Origin of the sequence: Polycladospora coralii, from assembly GCF_014773435.2 — a bacterium.
Lineage (GTDB): Bacteria > Bacillota > Bacilli > Thermoactinomycetales > Thermoactinomycetaceae > Polycladospora > Polycladospora coralii.
Window position 1 is genome coordinate 620,594 of the sequence record NZ_JACXAG020000002.1, and the last position, 17,831, is coordinate 638,424.

The window sequence follows — 17,831 nt, forward strand, 5'->3', positions numbered from 1 at the left end:
TATGAAGGCACACTTGTTACTTGAAGATGGGACATTATTTACAGGGGAGTCATTTGGTAGCGAAGGAGAGGCTATGGGTGAGGTCGTCTTCAACACAAGTATGACAGGGTATCAAGAAGTATTAACAGATCCTTCATACGCGAACCAATTCATTACCATGACTTATCCCCTGATCGGTAATTATGGCATTTCACGCGATGATCATGAAGCATTGATGCCCTACGCAAAAGGATTGATTGTGCGTGAACATGCCACTAATCCGAGTAATTGGCGGAATGAAAATACGATTAGCCATTTCTTAAAAGAGCATCAAATACTTGGTATTTCAGGTATTGATACCCGGATGTTAACACGTCGTATCCGTCAGAACGGTACGATGAAAGGAATCATTGCCACTGGCTCACCCACTATAGCTGAATTAACAGAACGATTAGCTCAACCATTACTTACCAATCAAGTGGAAATGGTAAGCACCAAAAGCATTCATATTGCACCTAGTTTTGGTAAACGTGTGGTGTTAGTTGATTATGGTAGCAAATACAATATCCAACGCGAACTAGTAGAACGCCATTGTGAAGTGATTACAGTGCCCTACGATACCTCTGCTACCGATATCCTCAAGTTTAAGCCAGATGGCATTTTATTATCTAATGGACCTGGTAATCCCAAAAGTGTACCTGTCTCCATTGCTACCATTCAAGCTTTACTCGGAAAAGTTCCGATCTTTGGAATATGTTTGGGACATCAACTATTAGCGCTTGCCTGTGGAGCGGATACACGCAAAATGAAGTTTGGACATCGTGGTGGCAATCATCCTGTGAAGGAATTACGAACAGGACGTACCGTGATTACATCACAAAACCATGGCTATACCGTAGATGAAACCTCCTTGATAGGAACACAGCTCGAAGTAAGTCATCGGGCCTTAAATGATGAGACGGTTGAAGGACTTGTACATCAGACGTTACCCGCTTTTTCGGTTCAATATCACCCTGAGTCTTCCCCAGGGCCACTTGACTCCAGCTACTTGTTTGATCAGTTTATCGACTTGATGGAAGCATTTAATCAGAAGGGAGTGGCTGTATATGCCAAAGGATAACAGCTTACAAAAAGTGTTAGTGATTGGATCAGGTCCGATTGTTATCGGACAAGCAGCTGAATTTGATTATGCAGGAACACAAGCATGTGAGGCTTTAAAAGAGGAAGGCATCGAAGTGATTCTGGTCAATAGTAATCCAGCCACGATTATGACGGATACCAACATGGCAGATAAAGTATATATTGAACCACTCACAGCGGAATTTATTACCCAAATCATTCGTAAAGAAAGACCAGATGGATTGCTCCCCACCCTGGGAGGACAAACGGGATTAAATCTAGCGGTTGAGCTAGCGGAACAAGGCGTACTGGATCGAGAAGGGGTACGGTTGCTTGGGACTGATCTACGGGCGATTACTTGTGCCGAGGATCGGGATCAGTTTAGAAACTTAATGAGAGAGATTGGAGAACCCGTTCCCAGTAGTGCGATCGTGAATACAGTAACAGAGGCACTCCAATTTGCAGAAGAGATTGGTTACCCAGTAATTGTACGGCCAGCATACACCCTGGGGGGATCTGGGGGAGGAATTGCGGATCACAAAGAGGCATTAGCGGAAATTGTCGAAAATGGATTACGCTACAGTCCGATTAATCAATGCTTGATTGAACAAAGTATTGCCGGTTACAAAGAAGTCGAATATGAAGTTATGCGTGATGCAGATGACAATTGTATTATCGTCTGCAACATGGAAAACTTTGATCCTGTAGGCGTGCATACTGGCGATAGCATCGTATTTGCACCTAGCCAAACCTTATCTGACCGTGAATATCAAATGTTACGCACAGCTTCATTGAAAATGATTCGGGCTTTAAATATCAAAGGCGGATGTAATGTCCAATTTGCCCTTGATCCAGACAGCTTTTCCTACTATGTCATTGAAGTGAACCCGCGGGTGAGTCGATCTAGTGCTTTAGCTTCAAAAGCGACGGGGTATCCTATTGCGCGTATTGCTGCTAAAATTGCGATTGGCTACACTTTGGACGAGCTGAAAAATCCTGTAACAGGTCAAACATATGCTTGCTTTGAACCTGCATTAGATTACGTGGTAAGTAAAATTCCGCGCTGGCCTTTTGATAAATTCGTGGCCGCCAATCGCGAGTTGGGAACCCAGATGAAGGCAACGGGTGAAGTGATGGCGATTGGACGTACGCTGGAGGAGTCCCTACTTAAAGCAGTCCGTTCGCTGGAAATCGGTGCTGACCATATTGAGATGGCGGAAGCGACCAGGTACTCTTATGAAGATCTCATCCGGCGAATATCGACACCAGACGATGAACGGCTGTTCTTACTCGGTGAATGGTTCAGACGCGGGTATTCAGTCACAGAAGCACATGAATTAAGCAAAATCGATCGCTTTTTCTTAGATAAGCTACAACTTATGGTTCAAATCGAACAAGAGATTCAACAAGCGGAAAATTTGGATATCGACTTGCTACGGCGTGTCAAACGAATGGGCTTCACAGATCGCAAAATTGGAGAATTACACGGTAAATCAGAAAAAGAGATACGTACGTTGCGCCAAGCGTACGATTTAAAACCAGTATATAAAATTGTAGATACGTGTGCAGCGGAATTTACAGCTGAAACACCCTATTATTACTCGACCTATGAACAAGAGGATGAGGCAACTGTTTCTAAGAAACCATCTGTTGTCGTATTAGGCTCAGGTCCAATCCGGATTGGTCAAGGTGTTGAATTTGATTACGCAACGGTACATGCCATCTGGGCCATACGAGAAGCAGGCTATGAAGCGATTATTATCAATAATAACCCCGAAACAGTATCGACGGACTTTAATACCTCGGATCGCCTTTACTTTGAACCTTTATTTAAGGAAGATGTGTTAAATATCATCGAGAAGGAAAAGCCTGTCGGCGTGATTGTGCAATTTGGTGGACAAACTGCACTTAATCTGGCCCATGCACTAAGAAATGAAGGAATTAAGATCTTAGGGACCTCCTTAAATGAAATTGATCGGGCAGAGGATCGGAAAAAATTTGAGCAACTCTTACAAGAAATTGGTGTGGCACAACCACCAGGTGCAGCGGTTACTTCCATAGATGAAGCGGTAGCAGTTGCTTCAGAGTTAGGTTTTCCATCATTAGTGCGTCCCTCTTATGTGATTGGCGGACGGGCGATGGAAATTGTGGATAGTGAACAAGATCTCCGCTCTTATATGGAAGCGGCAGTACAGGTGAATCCTGAACATCCAGTTTTGATTGACCGCTATCTGATGGGAAAAGAAATTGAAGTGGATGCCATATGTGATGGAGAAGTGGTGCTTATTCCTGGCATTATGGAACATATTGAACGGGCAGGTGTTCATTCAGGTGATTCGATCGCTGTATACCCACCACAATCCCTTACGAAAGCGCATGTCGATCGCCTGATTGAAATGACGACGCAAATTGCATGTAACTTAAATACGAAGGGATTAATCAATATTCAGTTTGTACTTCATCGAAATCAATTATATGTACTCGAAGTAAATCCACGTGCCTCACGCACCGTTCCATTTTTGAGTAAGGTGACAGGCATTCCGATGGCGCAAGTAGCGACCAATATTATGCTGGGGGCGTCCTTAAAGGAACTTGGTTTTGAAGGTGGCCTATGGCCAGAAAGTAGTGAGATAGCAGTGAAAGTACCGGTCTTCTCTTTTGCTAAGCTTCGTCGCGTTGATATTACATTGGGTCCAGAAATGAAGTCGACGGGAGAAGTGATGGGACGAGATCGGGATTATGCGCGAGCGGTATATAAAGGATTGTTGGCAGCCGGAATCTCGTTGCCACGCTTTGGTACGGTTATTGCGACAATCGGAGATAAAGAAAAAGAAGAAGCACTTCCACTCCTATATCGGTTTCATAAACTGGGCTATCAGATTGTCTCCACAAGTGGAACAGCTGAGTTTATAGAAGAGGCGGGGTTACCCGTAAATCGTGTCAATAAATTATCGGATGGCTCTCCTCACATATTAGATCGCATTCGTGCAGGTGAAGTAGATTTGGTCGTCAACACATGGACACGCGGTAAAACGCCGGCACGTGATGGATTCCGAATACGCCGCGAAGCAGTGGAAAACGGCATCGCTTGTTTAACATCACTCGATACGGTAGAAGCTTTGCTTACCACATTGGAAACCATCTATTTAAGTGCAGAACCACTTGAACCCGCATATACATCACAGCGACCGAATTTTATTCAGGCATAGGAGGCAATCGTGATGGTGGATCCACGTGTATTTATTGCATTAGACTACCCCTCTATTCATGAAGTAGAACAGTTACTGGCTCATTGGCAACATCAACAGAAGCCAGCTATAAAAATAGGTTATCAACTCTTTTATCAACTAGGTCCTGACTGGGTAAAGCAAAAGAAAAAGGAAGGCTACACGATTTTCTTAGATTTAAAACTACATGATATCCCTAATACGGTTGCCAATGGGGTGAAGTCGCTTTTGCAATTAGGTGTTGACTTCTTAACCTTACATGCGAGTGGAGGAGCAGCGATGATTGAAGCTGCTCGTTCCACGGTTGAAAAACACCAAACAAAGGGTAATCAAATGAAGTTACTCGCCGTGACACACTTAACTAGCATGTCAGATCAAATGTTGCACACTGAACTGGGAGTCACAGAAAGCCTTACCGAAAATGTAGTACGTCTGGCACAGCTAGCACATCAATCTGGTACTGATGGCGTAATCTGCTCGGGACAAGAGGTGATTGAGATTAAGCATGCGACTCATCCGGATTTTCTCGCAGTTACACCTGGAATAAGACCACACGGCGTGGATGCATCTGATCAACAACGTGTCGTAACACCAGCAACAGCGATACAAAATGGTGCGGATTATATTGTCGTAGGTAGGGCGATCACGCACACGAAACAACCCATAGAAGCTTACCAACAAATTTGTGCAGAAATACAGTCATAGGAGGAGATCAAGTGTCACAATTATGGCATGTTCAAGATGCGATTACACGAACCAAAGTATTAACAGAAGGACATTTTGTCCTGTCATCAGGCAAACATAGTAAACATTATATGCAGTGCGCCCAGTTATTTCAGTATCCAAAAGAGGCAGAAGCAGCGGGAAAAGCAATCGCTGACTTGTTTCGTGATGAGCGAATCGATTTGGTGGTTGGACCTGCCCTAGGTGGTGTCATCGTTGCACACGAGGTAGCGCGAGCACTAAACGTGCGTTGTATTTTTACAGAACGAAAAGAAGGTAGCATGCAAATGAGAAGGGGATTTACAATTAAACCAAATGAGCGCATCTTAGTGGTGGAAGATGTTGTCACAACTGGAGGATCCGTAAAAGAAGTACTTGCTTTACTTGAAGCGGAATCGAGTCAAATTGTAGGGATTGGTGCTTTAGTAAATCGAAATGGAAATCAAAATCCATTCGCCTATCCCTTTAAAAGTTTAACGGCTATTGAGATCGAAAGTTATGAAGCCACTGATTGTCCCTTATGCAAAATGGGCATTCCTGCCATAAAACCGGGAAGTCGTATGAATCAAGAATCCAAGTAAATGGATGAAACATTTAGCCAGAGTGAGCAGGATACTCTGGCTTTTTTGTGTGCTGGACTCAATTCACGACACGCTGTATGAACAAAATCATGCCTATTGACGCGCTAGATCGTTGCTTATGATCCATTATCGGGATGGTCGTTTTAGTATGGAGGTTGCAATTCAGTCTTAACTTGTGTTTAATCAATATAATAAGTTTTTCTTGCGGATCGGAATTTTAAGAAATGGGTGGTTGTATGTATCTTGATTTGCAATTGGAGATCAGTGATATTCAAAGTCAGAGTGCTAGTCTAAGAACATATGAGCGTGGAGAATACTATTATCGGGATGGTCGAGTTGATCGCATAGAATACAACTCGACCTATGCCTACTATCGTAGCTTAGTGGAAGGACAACAAGCTTATGAAGTGATGATATATATGGAATCAAATGGAGTCGATGTTTGTGAGTGCTCATGTCCTGCTTTTAATTCGTATGAAGGTTACTGTAAACATATTGTAGCTACTTTATTAGCGATCCTATATGGAAATAAACAGAAAGCGGTGGAGGAATCGCTTTCGATTGAAGAAACACGTCAGCGGAGTCGCTATGTGGTAACCGATTTAATAAATTTATTTCAAACCGATTTACAGAAGACCGAATCAGCAGCTGTTCAGACCCCCCTTATCGTCCAGTATTTTTTAGAATTGGTGCCTTCACATGAAGAGGAAAGTGAGCTGGCTTTTACAGTTGAACTAAAAGTAGGTCATGAGCGTTTATATGTGGTAAAACGTATTGGAGAATTTTTAAACGCATATAAACAAAGAGAAGAGCTATATTTCACGAAAAAATTCACCTATGACCCCAAAAAAGAAATTCCTGATAAACATGATCAAGCCATGCTTGAATTTTTGGTTGAGCTACACGATCATGAAATGCGTTATCGACAAATACTCAATCCATGGTCCTATGAGGGGACTTCTAAAGAGCGAACCCTTACAATCCCTTCACATCAATTGGAAAGATTTTTACACTTATTACCACCGGAACGCTTTAATTTAGAGCACCTTGGAAGTCATTATGCTGAGCTTCCGATTGTGGAAGGCCAGTTTCCAATCTCATTCTCACTACATGAGGGTGAAGGAGAGCTTATTTTACAATCTAAGATTACCAACGCTACGGAACAAAATATAAATGAACGTGTGCAACGAGAAGAACCAGCGTTACTATCGGAAAAAGGACACTGCTTCTATCAAGGCCGTATTTTTAGACTAACGGATAAGCAACAAAAGCTATTGCTACCCTTACATCGACAAATCCAAGAAGTTCCCAAAAGACAACTGGTGATCCCAGCAAGTCAAGTGGAAGAAGCGATTTCGATATTAGTACCTCCGATCAAAAAAGAGGCTAATCTGATCATCGATCAAGAGATATCAGATAAAATTGTGCAACAACCATTAGGTGTTGAAATTTATTTGGATCGTAGCTCCCAAGGAAATAAGGAGTGTTTGACGGCACAAATTACTTACTTGTATGGGAATGAGAGGCTTGATCCATTCCATTCGTCTGAGACTGAGCGTACGGATGAAAAGATCTTAATTCGAGATACCGAAAAAGAGCAACAAGTAATGGGGATTTTTGAAAGTGTAGATTTCAAATATAATGGTGAAACCTTGTACTTAGAAGATGAAGATGCACAGTTTCATTTTTTATATGATCATTTGCCGCAGCTACGAACACTTGCTGATCTCTATATGACGGAATCTTTTCAGCGGGTGATGATTGAAAATAAGCACATCCCTACACCTAGAGTAAACATGAATGAAACCATGGACTGGCTCGAAATTCAATTTGAAGTCCCAGAGGTAAATGAAGAAGAATTAAATGAAATGCTAAAAGCATTTGTGGAGAAAAAAACTTATTATCGCTTGAAAGATGGCGGGTATGTTCCGCTGCAGACAGAGTTGACAGCCAGCATACAAGACTTATTTTCTGACGAAAATCATCGTCAGGCTTTGTTAGAAGGCCATAAATTGAAACTACCTGCCTATCGGGCGATGCAACTGGAAGAGACTTTGTCGACTGAAGTGGGTGCCCAAGTAAAAAAAGGTCAGCTTTTTCGTCGGCTCATTCGAAATATGAAAGATCCTGAGAGTGCAGAGTATCAACCGCCTACGCAGATGGCTTCTATTTTACGAGATTACCAACTCATCGGTTATCAGTGGATGAAAATGTTAAATGGCTATCGCTTTGGAGGGATTTTGGCTGACGAAATGGGGCTAGGAAAAACCATCCAAGCTTTGGCTTTTATAACCTCAGAACTTGAAAGTAATGCTGAATATCCCGTTCTTGTTGTGGCGCCAGCTTCTTTAGTGTACAACTGGGAGCATGAGTCTAATCGTTTTGCCCCACACCTAAAGACACTTGTACTTGCTGGAAATAAAGATGAGCGGGAAAGACGAATACAAGAGCTGTCAGAATACGATCTAATTATAACCTCATATCCCCTGTTGCGACGGGATATTGATCAGTTGGAATCGATCTTTTTTCGATCGCTCATATTAGATGAGGCACAAAATTTTAAAAATCAACAATCGCAAACAGCACAAGCAGTGAAAAGAGTTAAAGCAGGTACGCGTTTTGCATTAAGCGGGACACCAATTGAAAATAAGGTAGATGAACTATGGTCTATTTTTGACGTGATTTTACCAGGATTGTTCCCCAATCAAACTGTTTTTCGCCGTTTATCCAAAGAGAGGATTGCAAAACGTGTCCGTCCTTTTGTGTTGCGGAGAATGAAACGGGATGTCCTAACTGAGCTTCCTCCCAAAATTGAATCCATTCGCTATTCGGAGTTAACAACGGAACAGAAAAAAGTGTATCTAGCAACACTGGAAAAAATCCGGCAAGATACAAAAGCATCGATTCAATCAGAAGGGTTTCATAAAAGTAGGATGAAAATTTTAGCGGGCTTAACCAGATTACGGCAAATTTGTTGTCATCCCTCGCTATATTTAGAAAATTACCAAGCTGAGTCGGGAAAAATGCATCAACTATTTGAGTTGCTGGAGGAACTCTTTGAAAATGGGCATCGTGTTCTTCTTTTCTCACAATACACCAGTATGCTAGGTTTGATTCGAACAGAATTTAAAGAACGTCAGCTAGATTATCACTACATAGATGGCCAAACACCATCTAAAGAAAGACTTGAGTTGGTAAGACGATTTAATCAAGGAGAAAAAGAGATCTTTTTGATTTCCTTACGCGCGGGCGGGACTGGATTAAATCTTACAGGGGCCGATACCGTGATCTTATACGATTTATGGTGGAATCCTGCTGTTGAGCAACAAGCAGCTGATCGTGCACATCGCATGGGACAAAACAAAAATGTGCAAGTGCTAAAATTAATTACACGAGGAACCATCGAAGAAAAAATATATGAACTCCAACAACAAAAACAAGCCTTGTTTGAACAAGTGATTCAACCAGGAGAGGAGATGTTAAATACACTAAGTGAAGAAAACATCAAAGAAATTTTAGACATTAAGTAAAGAGAGGGCCGTTTCGGCCCTCTCTTTACTGATTGATTAGTAGACTTAACTTGATATCCTTGATCTGTTCGAGATGACGTTGTTCATGTAAGCGGATAAATTGAAGCCATTGTTCGATATGTAGTAGGCCATATGCTGGATGAGTGAAACCTTGGGTGTGTAATTTCTCTTTATCGTATCTTTCATAAGTTTCAAGCAGCTTAGCCCGTGTTTTACTCAGTTTTTCTATTAATTCTGGTAAGTGAAAGTGACTATTTTTGGGCTCGAAATCTGGTGTAGGCACTTTCACTTTAACGGTTCGGTCTAGTGTCAATAATATCGGCTTCTCAGGTATAGGTTCATCTTTTTCAACTGGTACGCTACTCAATTGAAAGGTGACTGCTTTTTCGACGAGCGCAAGATGAAATAACACTTGAGCGATGCTCCAGTTCTCTTTATGGGGTTTGTAATTAATCTCTTCTTCATTTAGTGAAGAAACGAGATTAACGAGATCGGCTCGGATTTTTGTTAAGGCTTCCATCTGGTATCCTCCTCACACATCAGAAATGAAAGCGGTTCATGAAAATTATACCATAAGTGGCGTCTACTTGTAGGAAGATTTCTTAACGATCGAACCGAAAAAGCTGAAGGTCAGATGGTGCTTTACCTTGAAGTTGTTGTGCTAAAAGCTTTGCTCCGATAACGGCATATAATATCCCGTTCCCACCCAAGCCTAGATTAAATAAGCAATGGGGCAGTGCTTCATACGAACCGATATAGGGGAGTGAATCTTTGGTATCAGCAAAAAGACCGCTAAATTGAAACTGAATGAGGTCATCAGAATCCAAGAGGTCTGGAAAATGGTAAAAAAGTTCTTTTTTTAATGCATCATACTGTTTAGCAGACAGCGGATCATCCTGTGTAAGAGTAGCTACTTTACTTGTTTGACCTCCAAGATCTAAGTCTTTACCGCCCACAATGATACGATGATCTGGCGTTGTCCGAATATAAGTATAGGCTTGTTTTGTATCACGGATGGTAGATCGTTTATACCATTTCAGAGGATTCTGTTGTGGTTTTGTTACGATAACAAAGCTGCGTGTCATAGAGGCGATTTTTTGTTTAATCAGTTTCTTAGCTTCATATCCCGTTGTGATGATTGCTTGCTTTGCTAGAATTGTAAATTGATTGGGTGTTGTAATTTGTATGCCTTCACCTACGCTTTCCAGTTGTGTAGCTTCAGTATGTTCATAAATGGTTAGCCCTTGCTTCTGTCCCAGTTGTAGCATAGCATGCGAGAGCTGATACGGGTCAATATATCCGGATCCTGCGTGACTTAGAATTGCGGCCTGGATCGGAAACGAGAATTTGTCGTGGGCCGATTGCTTGTCCAAAAATGAAACATTAAAACCCGCTTTTTGACGTAATTGAAACTCTTCGTGAAGCCATTTTTTATCATTTTTACGGCTTGAATAGTATAAACATGGAACTTTGCCAAAACCACAATCATGGTCAAGTTTTTGTACCCAATTTTCTATGGCTTCAACCGCATCAGCACATAATGAAAAAGCACGAATGGCTTGCTCTGAACCATAAAGAGCGGCTAGTCGTTTCAAATTAGAGTCAATCTCATATTGTAAAATTGAAGTAGAAGCAGATGTGCTACCATATCCAATCATATTTTTTTCAATAAGGACAACTTTTGCTCCAGCCGCGGCAAGGGCATAGGCTGTGATGGTACCCGTGATTCCTCCACCAACTACCACAAATTCAGTGGAGATATCTTCGGTGAGGTAAGGATATGTCGTGATGACTGGGTTCACCTTCGTCCAGATTTTCTGTCCCGTTGTGAGTTGCATAATAAAACCCTCCCTATGTCCTACTATTTTGTACCAATTATTTTTTCACATACCTTTGTATAGAGAAATTTACGCTTGTTTGTCCTATTCGCAAGGCATGCATAACCATCGAGCCTCGATCAAATCGTTATGTACTTTATTAAGATAAAAAGCTTTATTAATTCAAAAGGAAAAAGCCAGCTCTCCATAAATGAGCTGGCTTTTTCCTTTTGAATTATGTGTTTTTGAGCAATTGTAACACGTGCTCTTCATTTGGAGTCACATATACGGTTTGTTGATTTTCATAGATGACAAAACCGGGTCTTGCTCCAGAGGGCTTTTTGACGTGTTTAACCAAAGTGAAATCAACTGGAACTTGGCTAGATTGCCGCGCTTTGCTAAAATAAGCCGCTAACATGGCTGCTTCCTGTAGCGTTGTTTCATCGACTTCTTTAGAACGAATAACCACATGTGAGCCGGGAATATCCTTGGTATGTAGCCACATGTCTGCGGAAGAAGCCAGTTGATGGGTCACATAATCATTTTGTTTATTATTTCGTCCTACAAAAATAGGAATACCAGTGGAAGTGATCACTTTTGTAGGCTGAGGGATATCTTTTTTATTTCGCTTTTTGGGCAATCGTGATCGTTTAAGCCAACCTTCTTCTTGTAATTCCTCACGAATTTGCTCAATATCTTTTACAGAAGCGTTTTCTAGTTGGACCCATACAGACTCCAAATATTGAATATCTGATGCTGCTTTTTCGATTTGCTCTTCATTCCATTTCTTAGAAGCTTTTAGTTTATTATATTTTTTAAAGTAGCGCTGCGCATTATCAGCAGGAGATCTGGCTGGATCTAAATGAATCTTAACTTCAGGTGTATTTTCTTCATAAAAATTAGGTAGTGTGATCTCAGCTTGACCACGTGATATTTGATAGATGTGAGCAGTAATCAATTCACCTTTGATCCGATAAGCCTCAGCCTTATCTACATTTTTCAACTCTGCTTGCAAAATTTTAATTTTTTTGCGGTTTTTATCCAGTTCATTTTTTAATTTGCGAATTAAGTCCTGGGTCTGTTGCTTAATGCGATCACGATCCGCTTTTCCCTGATAAAACACTTCCAGGCATTGGCTGATTGAAGGATACTGCCGAGTTGTTTGTTCACTGATACGTAGCGGCCAAGCAGCGAAAATTTGCTTTCCTTGGGATATGAGAATGGTCGGTTCGTATTCGTTTTGTGATACACGACTCATTATATTTGTAAATGACGTCCAGAGTGCGTCTCGATCACTGAGGGCCGCCTGCTCTGTTATTTCACGGGCAATTAATGGACTGATTCCCATAAAACGACTTACGATTTGTTGTTCAAGACGACCGCCATTATAATCAAAACCACTGATGAAAGCTTCTTTGGAGATGGAGAGTGGATTTAGCTTGTTCTGATTAGGCGGCGCTTTATACGTTGCACCGGGCAAGACTTGACGGTATTGACTGATTGCGGGACTTACACGCTTGATCGCGTCTCTAATCTGTAAAGAATCGCGTTCTAGTAAAATAATATTACTATGGCGACCCATAATTTCAATGACCAATCTCCTAACTACTTCATAGCCTAATTCATCTCGTGCACGAAAATCAATGTGAATAATCCGCTCTAGTTCAACTTGCGCGATGGCTTCGATGATAGCCCCTTCAGCCAATTTACGTAATAACATACAGAACATGGGTGGTTCTTGCGGGTTATCCGAAGGTGCTTCTGATAAGTGTACGCGTGCATAAGCGGAATGAGCGGAAAGTAAAAGACGGTAATTTTGTCCTTTGGCACGAATGACGAATAGGATGTCTGAATCACTCGGTTGATAAATTTTACTAATACGGCCGCCCAGTAGTTTATGTTGACATTCATGTACAACCGCACGGGTAATGATTCCATCAAAAGCCATTGTATTCATCCTTTGTATACATTTTCATCACTATACCCTTCATCTTACAGGAATTAAAGACAAGAAGGAATCACAATTTTACTGGTATGTTTGTTTGCTTGTCTGAATAGATTGAATCAAGATGTTGGGACAAAGGGGGAAACAATTTGGCAAATACAGCACGCTGGGTAGATTGGGAAGCGGAAAAGGTAGCCGCTCATTTTCGTGTGAATCCGTCTACAGGCTTAGATGATGAAGATGTACGCATACGTGCAAAACAAGCGGGTCCCAATCAAATTGTAGAGGGTCAAAAAAAATCGATGGTGGGCATTTTTGTCGATCAATTTAAAGATTTCATGGTACTTATACTCATGGTTGCCACACTGATATCTGGGATATTGGGTGAATATACAGATGCGATCGCCATTATCGCGATCGTGATATTAAATGCCATCCTTGGTTTTGCACAGGAGATAAAGGCAGAGCGGTCTTTATCGGCACTGAAAAAATTGTCTGCACCTACAGCCAAAGTATTTCGATCCGGAAAATGGGAGCGATGTGATGCGGCTAGTTTGGTGCCGGGTGATGTGATTTATCTGGAAAGTGGTATGCGCATTCCAGCAGATGTCCGTTTGATACAAACAGAAAATTGTTATGTAGAAGAATCAGCACTCACGGGTGAATCGGTACCGGTAAATAAAACAGACGAGGTGATCATACAATCCCATGTCGCACTTGGGGATCAAAAAAATATGGGCTTTATGGGGACAAGTGTAATACAAGGAACGGCAGTTGCCATCGTGGTGCAAACAGGTATGGCTACAGAAATGGGAAAAATTGCTCATCTCATTGAAACGACAGAGCAAATGGAGACACCTTTACAGAGGCGCTTAGCACAATTAGGGAAAGTATTAATTGGTGTTTCACTGATTTTGACAGCCTTAGTTGTTGTAACCGGCATTCTACATGGTCACGATGCTTATAAGATGTTTTTAGCTGGAGTCAGTTTGGCAGTTGCCGCTATCCCAGAGGGATTACCAGCGATTGTAACCGTGGCACTTGCCATGGGTGTACAACGTATGATTCGTAGACGAGCCATTGTGCGTAAATTGCCATCGGTTGAAACCTTGGGTTGTGCTACAGTCGTTTGTTCCGATAAAACAGGAACCTTAACTCAAAATAAAATGACCGTCACGCATATCTGGTCGGATGGTCATCGCTATGAAGTTACGGGTAGCGGATTTGAACCAAAAGGAAGTTTTCTTTGTGATCAGCAGGCGATTCAGGTACAAAATCATTTTTCATTGGCTCGACTTCTTGAAGTTGCAGGGAATTGCAACAATGCAAGCTTACATGCAGGTGGGCGAGTAGATGGCGATCCAACAGAAGGTGCACTCTTAGTTGCTGCAGCAAAAGCTGGGCTTAAACAAAAATATCAGCGTATGAAAGAGATACCCTTTGATTCAACGCGAAAACGAATGTCTGTAGTAGTAGAGAATAACGAGGGGAAACGATATGTCTATTGTAAGGGTGCCCCAGATATCTTATTAAGTCGTTGTACGCATGTGTCGTATAAAGGAAAAATCACACCTCTTACCACCAATTTGAAAGAACAAATTATGGCTGAAAATGAGCAAATGGCTGAAAATGCACTGCGAAATCTGGGCTTCGCTTACCGCGAATTGGAAAGTTATGAAAAAATGGATCGTGATACCGCTTTGGAGCGGAAGCTGATCTTTGTGGGGCTAGCGGGTATGATAGACCCACCGCGTGATGAAGTAAGGGAAGCGATTCAAACTTGCCATCAAGCAGGTATCAAAACCGTAATGATTACAGGTGATCATCAAACAACGGCGTTAGCGATTGCCAAGCAGTTAGGTATGTTGCAGTCAAAAGGAAAAACGATCACCGGCAGAGACTTAGATGATATGACGGATGAGGAGCTTGCCTCACACATTTCGCAAATCGATGTATTTGCGCGTGTCACACCTGAGCATAAGCTACGCATTGTGAAAGCATTCCAACACGCAGGCCATGTTGTGGCCATGACGGGTGATGGTGTGAATGATGCACCTGCAATCAAAGCGGCTGATATTGGTGTAGCTATGGGGATTGCGGGAACAGATGTATCGAAAGAAGCGGCCTCGCTCATTTTGGTAGATGATAATTTTTCGACTATTGTTTCTGCGATTGAAGAAGGACGTAGTATATACGATAATATACGTAAGTTTATTAGTTACCTGTTGGCAAGCAACGTCGGTGAAATATTAATTATGTTTTTTGCGATGTTAGCAGGCTTGCCCTTACCGCTCGTGCCGATTCAAATTTTGTGGGTTAATCTCGTGACGGATGGATTGCCAGCAATGGCACTAGGCGTTGATCCAGCCGAAGAGAAAACAATGAATCGACTTCCTCGAAATAGTAAGGAGAGTATATTTGCTCGTGGCATAGGGTGGAAAATTGTAACACGCGGAATCTTGATCGGGGTGTGTTCACTCGCTGCGTTTTGGATTACTTATTCGGAAGCACCCCATGATTTGGTACGCGCACAAACGGTTGCTTTTGCGACTCTAGTATTTGCGCAACTTATTTATGTTTTCGATTGTAGATCAGTTGGCACGATCTTTCATCGGAATCCGTTTAGTAATGTTCCACTCGTACTGGCGGTGATCTCATCAGCGGCTTTATTGATTGGAGTTATGTATTATGAACCCTTACAGCCTTTGTTCCATACGGTTGCATTAGGAGTAAGGGAATGGATTCTGGTTGGTGTTACTTCTTTCTTACCCGTTCTTGTCGCTGGTTTAATCGATCAACTCCGTCCAAAAAACCGTATACAATTGACAAAACAAAACAAAGAGGCGCCCATTTCTTAGTTTAAAGTGGTGATGATAGGATATGAAATTTACAAAAATGCATGGCTTAGGCAACGATTTTATCTTAATTGATTTACCCGAGCTTCCACAATTGGAAGCTTGGGAAGAGACAGCCATACAAATGTGCGATCGGCATTTTGGCATAGGTGCAGATGGTCTGGTTCTGCTTTTTCCAGTAGACGATGCTGACTTCGGTATGCGCATTTTGAATCGAGATGGAAGTGTAACAGAACAGTGCGGCAATGCAATCCGCTGTGCCGGTAGATATTACTATGAAAAAAATTCGTCAGCAAAGCAAACATTAGTGATTCAAACCCGAATCGGTAATCAGACGGTATCGCTGACGGAAGATGAAGTTTGTGTCAATATGGGAGAACCGATTTTACAAGGGCTCGAAATTCCAGTGGATTTAGACTTAGAGCGTGTCGTAAAGCAATCTATAGACGTAAATGGCGAAAGGTTTTGGTTTACAGCGGTGTCCATGGGGAATCCGCATATCGTCATCGAAGTAGAAGATGCAGCGACATTTCCCATCGAAATTTGGGGGCCATTACTGGAGACCCATGCTTTATTTCCTAACCGAGCCAATATTGAATTTATCACAGTTCGATCGGCTACTGATATACAAATGCGGGTCTGGGAACGCGGAGTAGGGCAAACACTTGCCTGCGGCTCAGGAGCATGTGCCGTCCTCGTCGCATCCGTATTAAATGGTCAAACAGAAACCAAAGCTCAAATTGAACTGCTTGGAGGAGAGCTTACGATAGAATGGAACCAAGAGAATCAACAAGTTTACATGACTGGTCCTGCTACTTTTGTTTTTGAAGGGGAATGGGTAAGTTCATAAAGAAAAAAAGTTAGTGTGGAAGAATACTATCCCACACTAACTTTTTTATTTGCGATATTTTACCAATCAACTTGCATAAAGTCTTTGAAATAGACACCAGTAGCGGGTTTGTCATCATCTTTTCCTACATAGATCGGATCGCAAATTCGAGCAGCTGCATCCATAAAATCAAGCGGAAGTTGTACCGTGTTTTTTCCTTTTAGTTTTTCTGGGAAAAGGCTGGATACCCATCCTGGATCTACACTGGAAATATAAATGCGGTGTTTCTTATATTCTTTTGCCATGGTAAGTGTCATCATATTTAGGGAAGCTTTTGTCATATTCGTGTGTACATGGTTTTTACCTTTTCGTTTTACATTAAACTTTCCTTCTACCGAAGTCACATTAATAATAAACCGATTTTTATGCGGACTTCTCAACATGGAAGGTTTGAGGCGACTATTTAATAAAAAAGGTGCGGTTACATTGATTAACTGAACTTCTAGCATTTCAGTTAAAGAAATTTGATCAGATAAAGCAATCCAAGAGTGATGCTCAGTCGTCATTTTAGAGGTGACTTCAGTTTCATTTGCTAGAATTTCTAAAGGCAAGAATGATTCTGAGATCGGGTTTATACCACTTTTTTCAAGCTTGGGAAGTTGAGGAATGGACTGTCCACTCAGCTGATTCTTAATCACAGATTCATTCTCAAGTAATGTACGATACGCTTCTTCGGGCATTCGGACGGTTTGTGCAGCATTATTTATAATGATGTCAATATGTGAAAACGCTTGCTCTAAAAAATAAGCGAATTCTTCGACCTGGTTCACATAGCGAAAGTCGAGCCCGTAGATATGAATACGATCTTGCCAAATATCAAAGTCATGTTCATTCATATATTGTTTCATAGCATCATAGGGGAAGCGAGATGTAGCGATTACCCGTGCACCATCGCGCAGTAAACGTAATGCGGTATGGTATCCAATTTTAGTTCGTCCGCCTGTAACCAAAGCGGTGTAACCGTTTAAATCGTGCGAAGCGTTTCTCTTCTCTTTATTCAAATCCCCACATGAAATACAAAGCTTCATGTAATCGGAATGGGGCTGATGCAAGGGTTGTTTACATACATAGCATGGAAATACTTTATTTGTTGTTGTCATCATACTCACCTTGTATAATAAATAAATTAGATTATTCAAACTTAAAATATATTTATTTACTTTAAT

The 17,831-nt window shown here is 41.6% G+C and carries 11 protein-coding genes; 7 read left to right on the forward strand and 4 right to left on the reverse strand.

The window, feature by feature from the left end; genetic code table 11:
• The first annotated feature begins 1 nt into the window (after position 1).
• The 5 genes from carA to IC619_RS07425 all read left to right on the forward strand — a co-directional run bounded on the left by carA (position 2) and on the right by IC619_RS07425 (position 9,159).
• Positions 2–1,099, forward strand: a complete 1,098-nt coding sequence (gene carA, locus IC619_RS07405) for a glutamine-hydrolyzing carbamoyl-phosphate synthase small subunit (RefSeq protein ID WP_191140055.1) — start codon at positions 2–4, stop codon at positions 1,097–1,099.
• On the forward strand, positions 1,086–4,307 hold the full coding sequence (gene carB, locus IC619_RS07410) for a carbamoyl-phosphate synthase large subunit (RefSeq protein WP_191140056.1): 3,222 nt from the start codon (positions 1,086–1,088) through the stop codon (positions 4,305–4,307). Before carA ends, carB begins: the two co-directional genes overlap by 14 nt.
• A gap of 12 nt (positions 4,308–4,319) precedes the next feature.
• Positions 4,320–5,030 (forward strand): orotidine-5'-phosphate decarboxylase, encoded by a 711-nt coding sequence (gene pyrF, locus IC619_RS07415; RefSeq protein WP_191140057.1) that lies wholly within the window; start codon positions 4,320–4,322, stop codon positions 5,028–5,030.
• An 11-nt stretch (positions 5,031–5,041) separates the two neighbouring features.
• Complete coding sequence (gene pyrE, locus IC619_RS07420; RefSeq protein WP_213260841.1) at positions 5,042–5,629, forward strand: orotate phosphoribosyltransferase; 588 nt, start codon at positions 5,042–5,044, stop codon at positions 5,627–5,629.
• A gap of 236 nt (positions 5,630–5,865) precedes the next feature.
• Positions 5,866–9,159, forward strand: a complete 3,294-nt coding sequence (locus tag IC619_RS07425; RefSeq protein ID WP_191140058.1) for a DEAD/DEAH box helicase — start codon at positions 5,866–5,868, stop codon at positions 9,157–9,159.
• A 25-nt stretch (positions 9,160–9,184) separates the two neighbouring features.
• Here IC619_RS07425 and IC619_RS07430 read toward each other — a convergent pair whose 3' ends face one another.
• From IC619_RS07430 to IC619_RS07440, 3 genes are all read right to left on the reverse strand, one after another.
• Entirely contained in the window at positions 9,185–9,679 is a 495-nt protein-coding gene (locus IC619_RS07430) for a DinB family protein (protein WP_191140059.1), read from the reverse strand.
• Positions 9,680–9,761: 82 nt separating this feature from the next.
• Positions 9,762–10,997, reverse strand: a complete 1,236-nt coding sequence (locus IC619_RS07435; protein ID WP_191140060.1) for an NAD(P)/FAD-dependent oxidoreductase — start codon at positions 10,995–10,997, stop codon at positions 9,762–9,764.
• A 214-nt stretch (positions 10,998–11,211) separates the two neighbouring features.
• Complete coding sequence (locus IC619_RS07440; RefSeq protein ID WP_191140061.1) at positions 11,212–12,924, reverse strand: Rqc2 family fibronectin-binding protein; 1,713 nt, start codon at positions 12,922–12,924, stop codon at positions 11,212–11,214.
• A gap of 146 nt (positions 12,925–13,070) precedes the next feature.
• Here IC619_RS07440 and IC619_RS07445 point away from each other — a divergent pair, with 146 nt between their 5' ends.
• Together IC619_RS07445 and dapF are read left to right on the forward strand one after the other, a co-directional pair.
• The gene (locus tag IC619_RS07445) at positions 13,071–15,779 is read left to right on the forward strand and encodes a calcium-translocating P-type ATPase, SERCA-type (protein WP_191140062.1); all 2,709 of its coding nucleotides are present in this window, start codon (positions 13,071–13,073) and stop codon (positions 15,777–15,779) included.
• Positions 15,780–15,801: 22 nt separating this feature from the next.
• On the forward strand, positions 15,802–16,626 hold the full coding sequence (gene dapF, locus IC619_RS07450) for a diaminopimelate epimerase (protein ID WP_191140063.1): 825 nt from the start codon (positions 15,802–15,804) through the stop codon (positions 16,624–16,626).
• 59 nt (positions 16,627–16,685) lie between these two features.
• Here the strand turns inward: dapF and IC619_RS07455 are convergent, their stop codons facing one another.
• The gene (locus IC619_RS07455; RefSeq protein ID WP_249669741.1) at positions 16,686–17,765 is read right to left on the reverse strand and encodes an SDR family NAD(P)-dependent oxidoreductase; all 1,080 of its coding nucleotides are present in this window, start codon (positions 17,763–17,765) and stop codon (positions 16,686–16,688) included.
• Positions 17,766–17,831: the final 66 nt, after the last annotated feature.